General features: G+C 59.5%; 15 protein-coding genes. 10 read left to right on the top strand and 5 right to left on the bottom strand.

Translation table 11 applies throughout. The features are described 5' to 3' along the window. Positions 1-106: 106 nt before the first annotated feature. Positions 107-1,837: a cation:proton antiporter gene (locus ACWHXD_RS09755; protein ID WP_138762102.1), complete on the top strand. Its 1,731-nt coding sequence runs from the start codon at positions 107-109 to the stop codon at positions 1,835-1,837. Here ACWHXD_RS09755 and ACWHXD_RS09750 read toward each other — a convergent pair. Continuing rightward, positions 1,824-3,032 carry an ammonium transporter gene (locus ACWHXD_RS09750; RefSeq protein WP_056789255.1) on the bottom strand — a complete coding sequence of 403 codons (1,209 nt, stop codon included), beginning with the start codon at positions 3,030-3,032 and terminating at the stop codon, positions 1,824-1,826. The two genes, ACWHXD_RS09755 and ACWHXD_RS09750, sit on opposite strands and share 14 nt — an antisense overlap. A gap of 345 nt (positions 3,033-3,377) precedes the next feature. On the opposite strand from ACWHXD_RS09750, the gene ACWHXD_RS09745 reads away from it, so the two are divergent. The 7 genes from ACWHXD_RS09745 to ACWHXD_RS09715 all read left to right on the top strand — a co-directional run bounded on the left by ACWHXD_RS09745 (position 3,378) and on the right by ACWHXD_RS09715 (position 11,023). Continuing rightward, positions 3,378-3,692, top strand: coding sequence for an ElaB/YgaM/YqjD family protein (locus tag ACWHXD_RS09745; RefSeq protein WP_003189926.1), 315 nt, complete (start codon positions 3,378-3,380; stop codon positions 3,690-3,692). A 2-nt stretch (positions 3,693-3,694) separates the two neighbouring features. After that, positions 3,695-4,099, top strand: coding sequence for a phage holin family protein (locus tag ACWHXD_RS09740; RefSeq protein ID WP_032892696.1), 405 nt, complete (start codon positions 3,695-3,697; stop codon positions 4,097-4,099). Then, positions 4,096-4,437: a hypothetical protein gene (locus ACWHXD_RS09735; RefSeq protein WP_032892697.1), complete on the top strand. Its 342-nt coding sequence runs from the start codon at positions 4,096-4,098 to the stop codon at positions 4,435-4,437. Before ACWHXD_RS09740 ends, ACWHXD_RS09735 begins: the two co-directional genes overlap by 4 nt. A 165-nt stretch (positions 4,438-4,602) precedes the next feature. Next, a complete protein-coding gene (locus ACWHXD_RS09730) occupies positions 4,603-5,934 on the top strand; it encodes a deoxyguanosinetriphosphate triphosphohydrolase (RefSeq protein ID WP_032892699.1) in 1,332 nt (443 codons plus the stop codon). 167 nt (positions 5,935-6,101) lie between these two features. Continuing rightward, positions 6,102-6,503 carry a response regulator gene (locus tag ACWHXD_RS09725; RefSeq protein ID WP_098952272.1) on the top strand — a complete coding sequence of 134 codons (402 nt, stop codon included), beginning with the start codon at positions 6,102-6,104 and terminating at the stop codon, positions 6,501-6,503. A 249-nt stretch (positions 6,504-6,752) separates the two neighbouring features. Next, entirely contained in the window at positions 6,753-7,379 is a 627-nt protein-coding gene (locus tag ACWHXD_RS09720; protein WP_003189917.1) for a response regulator transcription factor, read from the top strand. Between the two features lie 8 nt (positions 7,380-7,387). Continuing rightward, positions 7,388-11,023, top strand: coding sequence for a transporter substrate-binding domain-containing protein (locus ACWHXD_RS09715; protein WP_098952273.1), 3,636 nt, complete (start codon positions 7,388-7,390; stop codon positions 11,021-11,023). 67 nt (positions 11,024-11,090) lie between these two features. Here ACWHXD_RS09715 and ACWHXD_RS09710 read toward each other — a convergent pair whose 3' ends face one another. Both ACWHXD_RS09710 and ACWHXD_RS09705 read right to left on the bottom strand, forming a co-directional pair. Continuing rightward, positions 11,091-11,573 (bottom strand): free L-methionine (R)-S-oxide reductase MsrC, encoded by a 483-nt coding sequence (locus ACWHXD_RS09710; protein ID WP_138762103.1) that lies wholly within the window; start codon positions 11,571-11,573, stop codon positions 11,091-11,093. Then, a complete protein-coding gene (locus ACWHXD_RS09705) occupies positions 11,570-12,460 on the bottom strand; it encodes an ATP-binding protein (RefSeq protein ID WP_003189912.1) in 891 nt (296 codons plus the stop codon). The genes ACWHXD_RS09710 and ACWHXD_RS09705 overlap by 4 nt, the downstream gene beginning before the upstream one ends. A 164-nt stretch (positions 12,461-12,624) precedes the next feature. Between ACWHXD_RS09705 and ACWHXD_RS09700 the strand changes: the two genes are divergently transcribed. Beyond that, a complete protein-coding gene (locus tag ACWHXD_RS09700; RefSeq protein ID WP_138762104.1) occupies positions 12,625-14,934 on the top strand; it encodes a hybrid sensor histidine kinase/response regulator in 2,310 nt (769 codons plus the stop codon). 21 nt (positions 14,935-14,955) lie between these two features. Here the strand turns inward: ACWHXD_RS09700 and ACWHXD_RS09695 are convergent, their stop codons facing one another. Both ACWHXD_RS09695 and msrB read right to left on the bottom strand, forming a co-directional pair. Next, positions 14,956-15,441: a glutathione peroxidase gene (locus ACWHXD_RS09695; protein ID WP_014717681.1), complete on the bottom strand. Its 486-nt coding sequence runs from the start codon at positions 15,439-15,441 to the stop codon at positions 14,956-14,958. Positions 15,442-15,593: 152 nt separating this feature from the next. Further along, positions 15,594-15,986 carry a peptide-methionine (R)-S-oxide reductase MsrB gene (gene msrB, locus ACWHXD_RS09690; protein WP_003189907.1) on the bottom strand — a complete coding sequence of 131 codons (393 nt, stop codon included), beginning with the start codon at positions 15,984-15,986 and terminating at the stop codon, positions 15,594-15,596. Positions 15,987-16,188: 202 nt separating this feature from the next. Here msrB and ACWHXD_RS09685 point away from each other — a divergent pair, with 202 nt between their 5' ends. Further along, positions 16,189-17,400, top strand: a complete 1,212-nt coding sequence (locus ACWHXD_RS09685; protein ID WP_003189906.1) for a pyridoxal phosphate-dependent aminotransferase — start codon at positions 16,189-16,191, stop codon at positions 17,398-17,400. Positions 17,401-17,514: the final 114 nt, after the last annotated feature.

Raw genomic sequence — 17,514 nt, 5'->3', positions numbered from 1 at the left:
AAGCGCGCTCCTACGGTGTAAAAAGCCTGATCCAGATCACCATGGCCTATAACTGATTCAGCAATGCTTGCGGCTTTTTGCCGCTCACCCTGCAACGGAGATGCCTGTGTTCGCCAACCTGCTAATTATCCTGGCCTCATCCCTGGTGGTGATTGCGCTGTTTCGCCGGCTGCAACTGCCGCCTGTGCTGGGCTACCTGTGCGTTGGCCTGGCAGTGGGGCCCACCGCGCTGGACTGGGTCAATGACAACGAAGACCTGCCGGACCTCGCCGAGATGGGCGTGGTGTTCCTGCTGTTTTCCCTGGGGCTTGAGTTTTCCCTGTCGAAAATGTTGGCGCTGCGCAGCGTGGTATTTGGCCTGGGCAGCCTGCAAGTGCTGGGGTGTGGGGCATTGCTGGGCGTTTTGTTGATGAGCTTTGGCCTCGCGCCTGGCATCGCGTTGCTGCTGGGCGCCGGGCTGGCGTTATCGTCCACGGCCATTGTCAGCAAGGAGTTGACCAGCCTCGGTGAGATCTTCAGCAGTCATGGCCAGAACGCGATAGGCGTGTTGCTGTTTCAGGACGTCGTGGCGGTGTTGCTGCTGACGTTGGTGCCGGTGTTTGCCGGCAGCAGTGACCAGGCCTGGTACTGGGCGCTGCCGCTGACCCTGGGCAAGACCGTGGTGCTGTTCGTGGGCCTGTTGCTCGCCAGCCGCTGGTTGCTGCCGCGCTTGTTCCGTGAAGTCGCCGCGTCCCATTCGGCGGAGCTGTTTGTGCTGCTGGCGTTGGTGATTGTCTTGCTCACCGCCTGGCTCACCCACCTGCTGGGCCTGTCCCCTGCCCTCGGTGCGTTCCTGGCCGGCATGCTGCTGGGCGAGAGCCATTACCGACACCAGATCGAAGCGGATATCCGCCCGTTTCGCGACATCCTGCTGGGGCTGTTTTTTGTCAGCATCGGCATGCTTATCGACCTGCAGTTGTTCGTCAGCCACAGCCTGTTGATCCTCGGCCTGACGCTCGCGTTGATGCTGGTCAAAGGCATGGTGGTCGCGGCGCTGGTCAAATGGCGTAACAGCGACACCGAAACGGCCTGGCGCAGCGGCCTGGCACTGGCCCAGGGCGGCGAGTTCTGTTTTGCGCTGATGGCGCAGATGCAGCAGAGCCGGTTGATTCCCGATGAGTTCAACGGCTTGCTATTGGCCGCCACCTTCTGCTCGATGCTGCTGACACCGCTGCTGTTGCGTGCGGCACCGGCCGTTGCCCTGCGCCTGCACCGCAAGCCCAACCAGCAAGTGCAACTGGAGCAGATCACCGCGCTCAATGCCCAACTGCACGGGCACGTAGTGATTTGCGGGTATGGCCGCGTAGGCCAGTCCATTGGGCGCTTTATGCGCCGCGAACAACAGGCGTTTATCGCCCTGGATGATGACCCCGAACGGGTGCAGGAAGCCGCCACCGAGGACAGCAGCGTGCATTACGGCGACTGCCGCCGTGGCGCCTTGCTCAGCGCCGTCGGCCTGGAGCGGGCGCGGTTGGTGGTGATCGCGGTGGACAACAGTGATGTCGCCCTGGTGGTGCTCAAGGAGGCGCGACAGATCAACCCCGACGTACCGATCCTGGTGCGCACCCGCGATGACAGCCAGTTGGCTGAGCTCAAGGCCGCGGGCGCCAGCGAAGTGGTGCCCGAGTTGCTGGAATCAAGCCTGATGCTCGCCGCCCATGCCCTGATCCTGCTGGGCCTGCCGGACCAACAGGTACAGGCGCGGGTGGATGAAGTAAGGCACAACCGCTACCGCCTGCTACACGGTTTTTACCCGCCGCCACATACAGAGGAAGAAGCGCCGATCAATCCTGACTGACCGCGCCGATCTTGTGGATCGACAGGTCCGCACCGTAATACTCCTGCTCCTGAGTCAAGCGCAGCCCTTGCACGCGCTTGATCACGCCGTACACCAGCAAGCCGCCGCCAAACGCCACCGCCACGCCCAGCCCGGTGCCGATCAACTGGCTGATCAGGCTCACACCGCCCAGCCCACCCAGGGCGGTCTGCCCGAAGATGCCGCAGGCAATGCCGCCCCACACACCACACAAGCCATGCAACGGCCACACGCCCAGCACGTCGTCGATCTTCCAACGTGCCTGGGCCGCGATAAAACACCACACGAACAAGCCGCCAGCCACCACGCCCGTGACCAGCGCGCCCACCGGGTGCATCAGGTCGGAACCGGCGCAGATCGCCACCAGCCCGGCCAAGGGACCGTTGTGCAGGAAACCCGGATCGTTGCGGCCAATCACCAAAGCAGCCACGGTGCCACCGACCATGGCCATCAGCGAATTGACGGCCACCAGGCCACTGACGCCATTGAGGGTTTGCGCGCTCATCACGTTAAAGCCGAACCAGCCCACGATCAGAATCCACGAGCCCAGCGCCAGGAAGGGAATGCTCGACGGCGCAAACGCCACCAGGCGCCCTTCACGGTAACGCCCATTGCGCGGGCCCAGCAGCAACACCGCCGCCAGCGCCAGCCAGCCGCCCATGGCGTGCACCACCACGGAACCGGCAAAGTCGTGGAAGCTAGCGCCAAAGGTTGCGAGCAGCCAGGCTTGCAATCCAAAGTTGCCGTTCCACACCATGCCTTCGAAGAACGGGTAAATAAACGCCACGATCAGCGCGGTGGCGCACAGCTGAGGCGCAAACTTCGCACGCTCGGCAATCCCACCGGAAATGATCGCCGGAATCGCCGCGGCAAACGTCAGCAGGAAGAAAAACTTCACCAGGCCGTAACCATGATCGGCGCTGATCACGGCGGCTGGTTGCAGGAAGCTCACACCGTAGGAGATCCAATAGCCTATAAAGAAATAGGCCAGCGTTGAAATCGCAAAATCACTGAGGATTTTCGACAAGGCGTTGACCTGGTTCTTCTGGCGTACCGTGCCGACTTCAAGGAAGGCAAAGCCGGCGTGCATGGCCAGTACCATGACCGCGCCAATCAGGATGAACAGGGTGTTGGAACTGTGGACAAGGGTGTCCACTGCGCTTTGCAAGTTTTCCATGGAGGTTGGCAGGCCTGCATCAAGGCAAAAAGCACCAAAGCGGTTCAAGCCGGGGTTTCGCGCACTAAATTGGCACCGCCGGCTTCGCCCTTCTTCAGAGGGCGTGAACCGCTTTAGCGCAGCAATCAACACATCAGGCCGTTGCCGACAGGGTTTTTCCGCGAAGTTAAGTGATTTAGGGTAAGGTTTTTCAAGGTGTTTACCTCGACCGCCCGGATTCAGCGCAGGCCCTAAAGCCTGCGCACCAAGGCAAAGCAAAAGCTGTACCACACAATTGCACTGAACCTTCAGCCAACGCCGCGACTCGAAACCACACGTACAGATCAGCTACCCACGGAGACAACCATGGCCGGTAAAACAGCAAAGACTGCTCAAGAGATACTGATGGAGGATTTTCAAACCCTGGTCAGCGATACCGAAAAGTTGCTGGACGACACCGCCGTGCTGGCCGGTGACCAGGCTGACGAGCTGCGCACCAAGATCCACGAGAGCCTGCTCAAGGCCCGCGAGACCTTGCAACTGACTGAAGACTCACTGCGCGAGCGCGGCCAGGCGGCGATCACTGCCACCGAAGACTACGTGCAAGCCAACCCATGGCAGTCAGTCGGCATTGCTGCCGGCGTAGGCTTTTTGATCGGTCTGCTGGCTACAAGGCGCTAACCATGTCTATCGGCGAATCCAGCTCATCTTCGAGCGCACATTCCTCAGCAAGCGGTTCGACTTCCCGACGCCTGGGCGCAGCTGTGCTGGGCTTGCTGCACAGTCACGTCGAGTTGTTCGGCATCGAGTTACAAGAGCAAAAGGCCCGCACCGTCAGCCTGTTGCTGTTTGCCGGCCTGGCGTTGGTGTTTGCCCTGCTGTTGCTGGTGGGGTTGTCGACGCTGGTGATGATCCTGGTGTGGGACACGGGCTATCGACTCACCGGTATCATCTGCCTGTGCGTGTTCTATAGCCTGGCCGCTGCATTCTGCGGTGTGCGTTTGAAAGCGGCGGTGTTCGATGAGTCCACGCCCTTCCACGCCACGCTCGAAGAGCTGGCCAATGACCGGGAGCGCCTGCTGCCATGAGCATGACTGAGATCCCGCAAAACACGTCACGCCGGGAAATGCGCAAAGCCTTGATCCGCCTGCGCATGGAAATGCACCGCCAGGAAATCCGGCATGAGTCCCAACAACTCATGGCGCCCCTGCACAAGATGCGCAACATGCGCCACAACTGGCAGGACAGCCTGGGCATCAAGCACGCGCCGTTGTGGGGCGTGGCGGCGGTCACGCTGATGGGCTTCTTTACCGGCAAAGGCGCCAAGGGCGGCAGCATCAGCAGCATCACGCGCCTGGTGCGGCTGGGTGCCGGGTTGATCCCGCTGATCAAGTTGGCCATGCAAAGCTCTTCGCGCAAAAGCTGATACGCGGGAGCCGATGACCGCAATGACCAGACACGTGCTGGTCATTGCGGTTTTTTGCGCTGGCTGTTAATTGATATCGACTCGGCTTACCGCTGGATTCGCTTGCCACACAAAAGCCGAACCGGGAAGCTGGAACTGTCATTCACCTTACGGAGAGCCTGCGCCTTGGATTGGCCCACCCTGCTGACCCGCGAACGTCTTGGAAAACCCCTGCACAGCCCCGAAGAACTGGGCCGCAGCCCCTTCCACAAAGATCACGACCGCATTATTTTCTCCGGCGCGTTCCGGCGCCTGGGGCGCAAGACCCAAGTGCACCCGGTTTCGAGTAACGACCATATCCATACACGCTTGACCCACTCCCTGGAAGTCAGCTGCGTGGGGCGCTCACTCGGTATGCGCGTAGGCGAAACCCTGCGCAGCGCCCTGCCCGACTGGTGCGACCCGAGCGATCTGGGCATGGTGGTGCAATCGGCCTGCCTGGCCCATGACATCGGCAACCCGCCGTTCGGGCACTCGGGCGAAGACGCCATTCGCCACTGGTTCCAGCAGGCCGCCGGGCGCGGCTGGCTGGATGACATGAGCAGCGCCGAACGCAATGACTTCCTGAACTTCGAAGGCAATGCCCAGGGCTTTCGGGTGCTCACCCAACTTGAATACCATCAGTTCGACGGCGGCACGCGGCTGACCTACGCCACCTTGGGCACTTACCTCAAATACCCCTGGACCGCCCGCCACGCCGACTCGCTGGGGTACAAGAAACACAAGTTCGGCTGTTACCAGAGCGAACTGCCGATTCTTGAGCAGATCGCCCACAAGCTTGGCCTGCCCCAGTTGGAGGAGCAACGCTGGGCACGTCACCCGCTCGTCTACCTGATGGAGGCCGCCGACGATATCTGCTATGCGCTGATCGACCTGGAAGACGGCCTGGAAATGGAGCTTCTGCAGTACGCCGAAGTCGAGTCGCTGCTGCTGAACCTGGTCGGCGATGACCTGCCGCAAACCTATCGCCAACTGGGCCCAATGGACTCACGTCGCCGCAAGCTGGCGATCCTGCGCGGCAAAGCCATCGAACACCTGACCAATGCGGCGGCGCAGGCGTTTGTCGAACAGCAGGACGCCCTATTGGCCGGCACGCTGCCCGGTGACTTGGTGGAACACATGCATGGCCCGGCAAAGCGCTGCGTGCTGGATGCCAAGGACATGGCACGCAAGAAGATCTTCCAGGACAAGCGCAAGACGTTGCATGAGATCGGGGCCTATACCACCCTCGAAATCCTGCTGAATGCCTTTTGTGGCGCGGCCCTGGAACAACATGGCGGGCGCACGCCGTCGTTCAAGAACCGGCGCATTCTCGATTTGCTGGGCAATAGCGCGCCGGACCCCGCCTGGCCGCTGCACGCCTCTTTCCTGCGCATGATCGACTTCATCGCCGGTATGACCGACAGCTACGCCACCGAAATGGCACGGGAAATGACCGGGCGCTCCAGCCCTCAATAACGACTCCATCCAACTGCCTGTTCCCTGAAGCGAATTGCCCTACGATGGGAACAGAGCAGCCTGATCGAATTCGTACAGGCGCACGAAGAATAATCACGCGCGCCCCAACGGACCCGCCGAGTAATTCCTACTGCCCCCATCGACGCTTGCCTTACTGTGTGCTCTTTATGCCCAGCTATTCTCTTCGTATTCTTTTGGTGGAGGATCACCCCTTTCAACTCATGGCCACCCAGTGCCTGCTCAGAAGCTTCGGCTTCGATCAACTGACCCCGGTGGAAAATGCCGAGCAAGCCATACGCGTGATGAGTCAGTCCGAACACCCTTTCGACCTGATGTTATGCGACCAATGCCTGCCCGACCTGCCCGGGCTTGAACTGGTGGAAATCGCCAGCCGCCGACGCTTCATCACCAGCGCTATCTTGTTAAGCGGTTTACCCACTTCGGAATTGGTTAACCTGACGATACAAGCCGCACAACGAAGTCTCCCCCTCCTAGGCTACTTATCAAAACCTTTGAACAAAGATGAACTTGAGCGATTAGTCCGCTCAACTTTTAACCCACTCCTGTAGGATTTTAAACATCCCCTACAACGAAAAAGGATTCGGGGCCCGCCGTAAATCTCCAAGCCTCCCTTCTTGCCTGGCTCATCCTCAAAACGCTCACATGCCCTGTCACGATTACCTAACAACTTGTAGGCCTATACCTTTTTAAATGTAGGAACTTTCCTGTTCTGCATCTACTCCGTGCGAGCTTCATACTGTGCACTCACCTTCTGAGCTAATGTGCCCGCTTTATCTGCACCTGCATGGAAAGTGACTATGAACACAGTTTTTATTATCGATGACCACCCCGTTATCCGGCTTGCCATTCGAATGTTGCTGGAGCACGAAGGTTACAAAGTCGTCGGCGAAACAGATAACGGGTGCGATGCCATACAGATGGTCCGTGAATGCCTTCCAGACCTGGTGATTCTCGACATCAGCATCCCGAAACTTGATGGCCTTGAGGTGCTCTGCCGGTTCAATGCCATGAACACCTCGATGAAAACCCTCGTTCTCACGGCCCAATGCCCCACGCTGTTTGCCACGCGCTGCATGCGCTCGGGGGCCGAAGGCTACGTGTGCAAGGAGGGTGACCTGAGCGAGTTGCTGAGTGCCATTCGCGCGGTGCTGTCCGGCTACAACTACTTCCCCAGCCAGGCTTTGAATGGCCCCGGAACCGAAGGCATGGATGCTCAAGAGCTGGAACTGTTCAAGACCGTCAACGACCGGGAACTGATGGTCCTGCAACTGTTTGCACAGGGCCGCACTAACAAGGAAATCGCCAAAGGCATGTTCTTAAGTAACAAGACCGTCAGCACTTATAAAAAGAGACTCATGCAAAAACTCCAAGCCAAATCCTTGGTTGACCTCATCGAGATGGCAAAACGAAACGCGCTAGTGTGAGAAAGCGGATGCCCAGGCGTATAAAGGACTATCTAATAATATTAAGTGCCGGTTTGTACTTCAGCACGACTGTGCTCGCTGAGCACCAAACCAGCCCGGAACGCTTCACCCTCTTGAGTCGCGCGGGAGCTGTTCAACTGGACACTCATTTTGACAAGGCCCAACGCCAGTGGCTGCAGAACAAACGTGAACTAACGCTGGGTACATCCACCCCTGACTACCCGCCCTTTGACCTCACTTCCAGCGGCCATGATTACGAAGGCCTTACCGCCGACTATGCAGGACTGCTGGCCAAGGCACTCTCCCTGCCCATCACTGTGATGCGCTACCCCTCCCGAGCGGCGGCCATTCGTGCCCTGGAAGCCGGGGAAATTGACCTGCTGGGCTCCTCCAACGGGTTTGAAGCTGCAACGCCGAACCTTATCCTCTCCGAACCCTATGCCGTGGACCAGCCGGTGCTGGTCACGCGCGAGGGAGAAACCCGCAGCCTCAGCGAAGGCCTCGACGGGCTGCGCCTGAGCCTTGTCTATCACTACCTGCCGCTCAATGAGGTGGAAAAGTTGTACCCCAAGGCGATCATCCGCGCCTACCCGTCTTATCAAAATGCCTTGAATGCAGTGGCCTTCGACCAGGCGGATGTGTTTCTCGGTGACACCATTTCCACCCATTACATGATCAACAAGGGCTATCTCAAAAACATTCGCATGGCCAACTTCGGCAAGCATGAAGCGTATGGTTTCAGTTTTGCCACGCGCCAGGACAACCGGATGCTCCTCAGCATTGTCGATTCAGCCCTGGCCTCGGTGCCCATCAACGAAAGGGACAGCATTGCCAAGCGCTGGAGCGCCGGCAGCGACATTCTGCTGACCGACCAGAAACTGCAACTGACCCAGCGCGAAGAGCGTTGGCTCAAAGAGCATCCGGTGGTCACGGTGATCGTCAACGAAACCTTCGCGCCCCTGACGTTCTTCGATGCGGACGGCAACTTTCGCGGCATCACCGCTGACTTGCTGGAGTTGATTCGCCTGCGCACCGGCCTGCGTTTTTCGGTGCAGCGCGGCCGCGAGGTCGGCGCGATGATAGAACAGGTCGCGGCCCAGAAAGTCGATATGATCGGCGCCATCGTGCCCAGTAACGAACGAGATTCGCAGCTTAATTTCAGCCGCCCCTACCTGGAAAACTCCTATGTATTGTTGACACGCAGAGAGCAAGGTGCCCCCTCGAACATGGAGCAGATGGCAGGAAAGCGTCTGGCAATCACCCGAGGCAGCCCACTGGCCGCGACCTTGAGCAAAGACTTCCCGCAGGTTCAACTGGTGGAAACCAGTGATACGTTCAGAGCATCGGAGCTGCTCGCACAGGGACAAGTGGATGGGGCCGTGAACACCCTGGTGATCGCCAACTACTTCCTGTCTTCCCAGGTCTTCCAGGATAAATTGCAAATCAGCGCCAGCATCGGCACGACCCCTGCGACCTTCACCCTGGCCACCTCGCGTCAAGCCACGGAGTTGAGCTCGATCCTCGACAAGGCCCTGCTCAGCATCGCCCCGGATGAAATGGGTGTGATCAACAGCCGCTGGCGTGGCTACACCGCCGCATCCGACAGCTACTGGCGTAATTACCATCAACTGATCGCGCGCATCATCATCGGCACCGGGCTGCTGCTATTGATCTCCCTGGCCTGGAACGCCTACATGCGTCGCCAGATCAAGCATCGAAAAATGGCCGAACGCGCCCTCAACGATCAGTTCGAGTTCATGCGTGCACTGGTCAATGAGACGCCCCATCCGATCTACGTGCGCGACCGCAATGGGCTGTTGCAGACCTGTAACGACAGCTACCTGCAGGTGTTCGATGTCAAGCGCGAAGAGGTGATCGGCAAAAGCGTGACCCAGATGACCATGGCCCTGGCCTCGGAGGCCGCCCAGTATCATGCTGACTATCTGCGCGTCGTCGCCGAGGGTAACCCGCTGATCCTCGATCGCAGCCTGCATATCCACGACAGGAAACTGACCATCTATCATTGGATCCTGCCCTACCGCGACTCCACGGGTGAAGTCCAAGGCATCATCGGTGGCTGGATCGATATCAGTGACCGACGCCAGCTATTCGATGAACTACGCGCTGCCAAGGAGCGCGCCGACGAAGCCAATCGCGCCAAGAGCACGTTCCTGGCCACCATGAGCCACGAGATTCGCACGCCGATGAACGCCGTGATCGGCATGCTCGAACTGACGCTCAAGCGCGCCGACCAAGGGCACCTTGACCGTCCGGCGATCGAGGTGGCGTACAACTCGGCCAGAGACCTGCTGGAGCTGATCGGTGACATCCTCGACATCGCGCGTATCGAGTCCGGCCGCCTCAGCCTGGCGCCGGAGCGCGTCAACCTGCGGGAGGTGATTGAATCAGTGGTGCGCGTCTTCGACGGGCTGGCACGCCAGAAAACCCTCAGTCTGCTGCTGGAGTTCAAACCCGACCTGAACGATATCGAGGTGCTGATAGACCCGCTGCGCTTCAAGCAGGTGCTATCGAACCTTGTGAGCAACGCGATCAAGTTCACCGAACAAGGGCAGGTCAAGATCAAGGTTGAGCTGCAGCCAACCCAGGCACCGGAGCAGATCGAACTGAGACTGGTGGTGGAAGACACCGGCATCGGCATCAGCCGGGAAGACCAACTGCGCCTGTTCGAACCCTTTGCCCAAGCGGACAACTCCGGGCAACTGGCCCGCAGTGGCGCGGGCCTGGGGCTGGTGATCTGCCGCAGCCTGTGCGCGATGATGGGCGGCCAATTGAGCCTGAGCAGCGTGCCCATGGTAGGCACCCAGGTGCACGTCAACCTGAGCATGCCGCGCCTGCAAGCGATCCAGGCGGAGGGTGAACACACGCCGCAAACGCCGGCCACCGCACTGGTGCTTAACGTACTGGTGGTAGACGACCACCCGGCGAACCGCCTGCTGATGTGCCAGCAACTGGGCTACCTGGGGCATAAATTCACCGCTGCCGAGCACGGTGCGGCGGGGTTCCAGGCCTGGCGTAAAGAGCATTTCGACCTGGTGATTGCCGACTGCAACATGCCCATCATGAATGGCTATGAACTGAGTCGCTCAATCCGTGAGTATGAGCAGCGCGAACAATTGGTGCCCTGCGTGGTACTGGGCTTTACCGCCAATGCCCAGCCAGAAGAAAGGCAACGATGCGTGCAGGCCGGCATGGATGACTGTCTGTTCAAGCCCATCAGCCTTACCGTACTGGAGCGCCAACTGGCACACATTGTCCCTAAAGCCGTGCACCAACGACTGGACCTCCAATGCCTGGAAGCGTTGACCGGCGGTGACCCCCATTTGAGTCGACGCCTGCTGGAGGAACTACTGAGCAGCAGCCATCAAGACCGCCAGATCCTTAGCGAACTGCTGGATCGACACGCTCCACTCTCGGAAATCATTGAGCAAGCCCACAAGATCAAGGGCGCAGCCCGTATCGTGCAAGCCCATTCATTGGCGGGGCAATGTGAAGCCTTGGAGCAAAGCTGTTCGCGCAATGAGGAATGGGCCGTGATCGAAAGCGGTATCAAGGCTCTGGAACAACTCATGCAGGCACTGGAAAAGATGCTGCAGGTTCAACTGGATGAGCTGCAAAGCCAATAAGCGCCAGGGTCGGTAGGGGTAGGAGTGAGCAAACGCGCCCCTACCCCTACCCGCCTCACCAGCCGCTTCAGCAATCGGTCAACCGCAGGAAAATCTCCGCCAGCCGCTCAATGCCCACCTGGTCCTGAGAGGTGAACCGGGCCAGCAATGGACTGTCGAGGTCAAGAACGCCAATCAGGTGACCGTCCTTGACCAAGGGCACTACCAATTCACTGTTCGAAGCGCTGTCACAGGCGATATGGCCTGGGAACGCGTGCACATCCTCCACGCGCTGGGTTTGCCGCGTTACCGCAGCCGCACCACACACGCCACGACCAAACGGAATGCGCACACAGGCGATCTGCCCCTGGAAGGGCCCAAGTACCAACTCTTCATTGCGATTGAGGTAAAAGCCCGCCCAGTTCAAGTCATCCAACTGGTTGAACAGGAACGCGGAAAACTGCGCACTGTTGGCAATAAAATCGCGCTCATCAGCCAACAGCGACTCCAGTTGCGCGCACAGCATGGCATAGCCATCAAGGCCGCTGCCGGCCTGTTGTAAATCGATCATGGTTGACGTTCCAACAATTTAAGACCCACCCAGTAACGGGCGAATTGATAGGCACACCGGCCATTGCGGTTGCCGCGCCCAGTGGCCCAACGCACCGCGAGGACATCAAGCTGCTCATCGCGCTGCCACTGCAAGCCGGCCTTGCTGGCCAACTCGCCGATCCAGTGCTCCACCACATCCAGGAAATGCTCCTGGCTAAACGGGTAGAACGACAGCCACAGGCCAAAACGATCCGACAAGGCAATCTTGTCTTCAACCGCCTCGCTCGGGTGCAATTCGCCATCCACGCGCTTCCAGTTGTCATTGTCGCTCTGGTTTTCCGGCACCAGGTGGCGACGGTTGGACGTGGCATACAGCAGCACGTTTTCCGGCGCCTGTTCCAGGGAACCATCGAGCACGCTCTTGAGCACGCGATAATCGCCTTCGCCAGCTTCAAACGACAGGTCATCGCAAAACAAAATAAAGCGTTGGGGTAGCTTGAGCAGTTGCTCGACCACCCGCGGCAGGTCCGCCAGGTGGTCACGCTCGATCTCGATCAAGCGCAGGCCCGCCTTGGCGTGCTGGGCAAGCAAGGCACGAACCATGGAAGACTTGCCAGTGCCACGCGAACCCCACAACAGCGCATGGTTGGCGGGCAAACCGTCGAGAAACTGTTGGGTGTTGCGCGCCAGTTGCTCACGTTGTTTATCGACACCGATCAGGTCCGACAGGCGCATGTCCAGGCTGACCTCCAGCGGCAACAGGAAGCCACTGCGACCTTCGCGCTGCCAACGGGCGGCCAGGCATTGGCTCCAGTCGATCGCTTGGCGCGGGGCGGGTAACAACGGTTCCAGGCGAGCCAGCACCGCATCGGCGCGCTCAAGAAAGGCATTCAATCGAGAATCCACAGCTATTCCTCTGGCAACTTCTTGCAAAAGATGGCGTATTGGCAACCCTGCGGCACACTGCATGGGCTGCATCAAAAAAACGATTCATGCCGGGCGAGCCAAAGCTTGTGGATGTTCAGCTATGCTTGCCGGGCGAAGGGAAACGCTAAGTGGTTCAACACTCGATGGATATCAAGTTCGCCCACCGCTTGTCTTATAAACAAGCCAGATTGACTGTGCTGGTCGGTTTCGTCTTGGGAACCCTGCTCAGCCTGATCCAAATCGGCATTGATTATGCCAGTGAAGACGCATCCATCAACCGTGAAATACGCTCACTGATTGAAATCAGCCACAACCCGGCGTCACGCATCGCCTACAACATCGATGCCGAACTCGCCCAGGAACTGACCCTGGGCCTGCTGCACTCCCCTGCCATCATCCGCGCGCAGTTGATCGACAACAATGGCGTGGTGCTGGCCGACGTCAACCGCCCGCGCAAAGAAAGCAACTATCGGCCCGTCAGCGATTTTCTGTTTGGGGCCAATCGCCAGTTCGAAGACCGGCTGTTTCTCAGCCATATGCCCAACGACTCGCTCGGTGTGCTGCGCCTTGACGTCGACACCTATGCCTTTGGCAGCCGTTTCCTGCATCGCGCCGAGATCACCCTGCTCAACGGCTTCGCCCGCAGCCTGCTGCTCACCGGGATTTTGCTCGGCCTGTTCTACGTAATGCTCACCCAACCGCTGGTGCGCATTATCCGCGAGCTGAGCACACGCAAACAGGCGCGCCTGGATTGCCCACCGGGGCACGAACACGATGAAATCGGCGTGCTGGTCAACGTCGCCAACCAACAATTCGAAAACATGGAAACCGAGATCCAGCAGCGGCGCCACGCCGAGGACCGCCTCACGGAGTACCTGGGGCAACTGGAAAATATCGTTTCGGCGCGCACCCTTGAACTCAAGGCCAGCAACCAACGCTTGAGCCAGTCCAACGATGAGCTGGAGGCGGCGAAAATGACAGCGCTGGGCATGGCCCAGGCGCGGGCGGCGTTCCTGGCCAATATGAGCCATGAAATCCGCACGCCACTCAATGGGCTGCTGGGCATGATTGCCCTGTCACTGGACAGCCCGCTGACCGCCGAACAGCGCCAGCAACTGTCCATTGCCCATGACTCAGGCAAAGTGCTGGTGGAGTTGCTCAACGATATCCTCGACCTGTCCAAATTCGACGCCGGCCAGTTGGAACTGGAGCATATCCCCTTCGACCTGGGCTCCCTGGCGGAGGACACCGCCAACCTGCTGTCGCAAAACGCCGCGCCGAGTGTGGAGCTGACCTGCCTGATCGACCCGCAATTTCCCGCCCAGGTGATCGGTGACCCGACCCGTGTGCGGCAAATCGTCAGCAACCTGCTCTCCAATGCCTTGAAGTTCACCCGCTTCGGCCGCGTCGATGTGCGCCTGCGCGCCTCGGCAGGCCGGGTCAGCATCGAAGTGTGCGACACCGGCATTGGCATCGCTCAGGAAGCCCAGGTGAAAATTTTCCAGCCGTTCACCCAGGCCGGCGCTGGCATCACCCGTCAGTTTGGCGGCACGGGTTTAGGCCTGGCACTGACCCATAACCTGTGCGAAGCCATGCAAGGCCGCTTGAGTATCAGTTCGGAGGTGGGCTTTGGCAGCCAGTTCTGCGCCGACCTTCCACTGCCGGCGCATTTGCCTGCCACACACTATGCACCGCTCACGGGGGAGGTGATCGCCATCACCAACGCCGGCGGTGGGCTGACGGAGCTGCTCACCACGCTATTGCCCTCTTGGGGGCTGACGCCGCGGTGCTATTCCCAGGACGATGATCTGAGCGGGCTGGCGCCAGACCTGTTGATCACTGACTGCCCTGAATGCTTGTTCCGCTTGCGCCCGGGCATCAGCGCGCCGATTCTGCTGGTCACCGCCTACGGCAACTTTTTGCCCAGCGAAGAAGTCGCGGCCCTGGCGCCGCTGCAGCAACAAGCCCGCCCGTTGAGCCGTAACGCGCTGTACCAGATCCTGCAACGCAACCTGCGCAGCGACGCGCAACTGGTGCTCGACCCGGTCCAGATAGAAACCGCACCGCTTGCGCACCGCGCGCGCATCCTGTTGGTGGAGGACAACGCGGTCAACCAACTGGTAGCCAAGGGCATGCTCAGCAAGCTCGGGTGCGAGGTGATCGTCGCAGCCCATGGCGGCGAAGCCCTCAAGCTGCTGGAGGACCAGCGCTTCGATATGGTGTTGATGGACTGCAATATGCCCGTGATGGATGGCTATGAGGCCAGCCGACAGATTCGCCGCAGCGGGCGTTGGCCGGACTTGCCCATCGTGGCCTTGACCGCCAACGCGATGGCCGAAGAACGCGAGCGTTGCCGGGCCGCGGGAATGAACGATTACCTGGCCAAGCCGTTTCGCCGGGAAGAACTCAACGCGCTGCTGGAACTGTGGGTACCGAAGACCACCAGCCTCTGACGGGTACCCGCACCGCGTAGGTCATTTGAGCAGGGCTTCGATCTCCTGGGTCAAGTCCTGGGGCTTGGTGGTTGGCGCAAAGCGCTTGACCTGCTGGCCATCACGGCCGATGAGGAACTTGGTGAAGTTCCACTTGATGTTCTTGGAACCCAGTAGCCCCGGAGCCTGTTTTTTCAACTGCACAAACAGGGGGTGAGCGTCGCTGCCATTGACGTCGATCTTCTTGAACAGCGGAAAACTGACGCCGAAATTCAGCTCGCAAAACTCGGATATCGCGCCTTCGTTGCCAGGCTCCTGCTTGCCGAACTGGTTGCAGGGAAAGCCGAGCACTACCAGGCCCTGGTCCTTGTATTGCTGCCAAAGTTGCTCGAGGCCCTTGTACTGCGGGGTGAAGCCGCATTTGCTGGCGGTGTTGACCACCAGAATGGCCTTGCCAGCAAAATCGGCCAAGGTCTTTTGTTCACCCTTGATGGTGGTGCAAGGGATGCTCAGCAGGGAGTCGCTCATGGCAATACCTCAAGTCAGCGAAAGAAGAACCTTATTCGTGTAGGAGCGAGCTTGCTCGCGAAAAACTCCCAGACGCCGCGCTCATTCAGGCGCCCCGCGTTATCGTTGACGTTTTTCGCGAGCAAGCTCGCTCCTACGGGGGCTACGCGAGCCTAGCGCGGCACCAGATCCAGGCATACCGAGTTGATGCAATAGCGCAGGCCCGTCGGCGGTGGACCGTCCGGGAACACATGCCCCAGGTGTGCGTCACACTTGGCGCAGGTGACTTCGGTGCGAATCATGCCGTGGCTGACATCGCGGATCTCGACCATCGCACTATCGGCAATCGGCTCATAGAAGCTGGGCCAGCCGCAGCCGGAATCAAACTTGGCCTTGGAATCGAACAGCGGCTCGTTGCAGCAGATGCAGTGGTAGACGCCGTCGGTCTTGGTGGCGTTGTACTTGCCGCTGAACGGTCGCTCGGTACCTTTGAGACGGCACACGTTGTACTGCTCCGGATCGAGCATCGCCTTCCATTCGTCTACAGTTTTCTGCAACTTATCCATCGGTACACCTCGGCAACTGAAAAACCCTGATCTGTGTCTTTTCCATGGATCAGGCGGCACGTATGATTGCGCCTCTTCAAAACGCCAGTCTGGCACCCGCGCCACCGGCATTCAAACGTATTTATGGGTGCGGGCCGTGCAGGCTTCACCCTACGGTAGTGCCTACGCCGTCGGGATCGTTCATTTTCAGGATCACATCGCCATGCAGGTCAGCAAATCGAACAAGCTCGCCAACGTCTGCTACGACATTCGCGGCCCAGTGCTCAAGCACGCCAAACGCCTGGAAGAGGAAGGCCATCGCATCCTCAAGCTGAACATTGGCAACCCGGCGCCGTTTGGTTTCGAGGCGCCGGACGAAATCCTCCAGGATGTGATCCGCAACCTGCCGACCGCCCAGGGTTACAGCGACTCCAAGGGCCTGTTCAGCGCGCGCAAGGCGGTGATGCAGTACTACCAGCAGAAACAGGTCGAAGGTGTCGGCATCGAGGACATCTACCTAGGCAACGGCGTGTCCGAGCTGATCGTGATGTCCATGCAGGCATTGCTTAACAATGGCGATGAAGTGCTGGTGCCAGCCCCGGATTACCCACTGTGGACCGCCGCCGTGACCCTGGCGGGCGGCCACCCGGTGCATTACCTGTGTGATGAAGGCGCCGACTGGTTCCCGGACCTGGCCGACATCAAGGCCAAGATCACCCCCAACACCAAGGCCCTGGTGATCATCAACCCGAACAACCCTACAGGCGCGGTGTATTCCAAGGAGGTGCTGCTGGGCATGCTGGAACTGGCACGCCAGCATAACCTGGTGGTGTTCTCCGACGAGATCTACGACAAGATCCTCTACGATGACGCCGTGCATATCTGCACCGCCTCCCTGGCGCCAGACCTGCTGTGCCTGACCTTCAATGGCCTGTCCAAGTCCTACCGCGTGGCGGGTTTCCGCTCCGGCTGGATCGCCATCTCCGGGCCCAAGCACAACGCGCAAAGCTACATCGAAGGCATCGACATGCTGGCCAACATGCGCCTGTGCGCCAACGTACCGAGCCAGCACGCGATCCAGACCGCCCTCGGCGGTTACCAGAGCATCAATGACCTGATCCTGCCCCAAGGCCGCTTGCTGGAGCAGCGTAACCGCACCTGGGAATTGCTCAACGCAATCCCCGGCGTGAGCTGTGTGAAGCCCATGGGCGCGCTTTATGCGTTCCCGCGGATCGACCCGAAAGTCTGCCCGATCCTCAACGATGAGAAGTTCGTGCTCGACCTGCTGCTGTCAGAAAAACTGCTGGTGGTGCAAGGCACCGCCTTCAACTGGCCGTGGCCGGATCACTTTCGCGTAGTGACCTTGCCACGCGTGGATGACCTGGAAATGGCCATTGGTCGCATCGGTAACTTCCTGAAGTCCTATCGCCAGTAAGGCCATTGACGCTGTACGACTCACAAAGGGTCGTACAGCGATTATCTAGCAACACTTCTGTGTCACTTACTTGCGGTTGTACTTCATTCGGCCTCTGCCGATGTCGTACCCCCT

Source organism: Pseudomonas fjordensis (assembly GCF_976987115.1).
The sequence above is the reverse complement of the archived record's forward strand: the minus strand, read 5'-3'. Positions and strand labels throughout refer to the sequence as shown.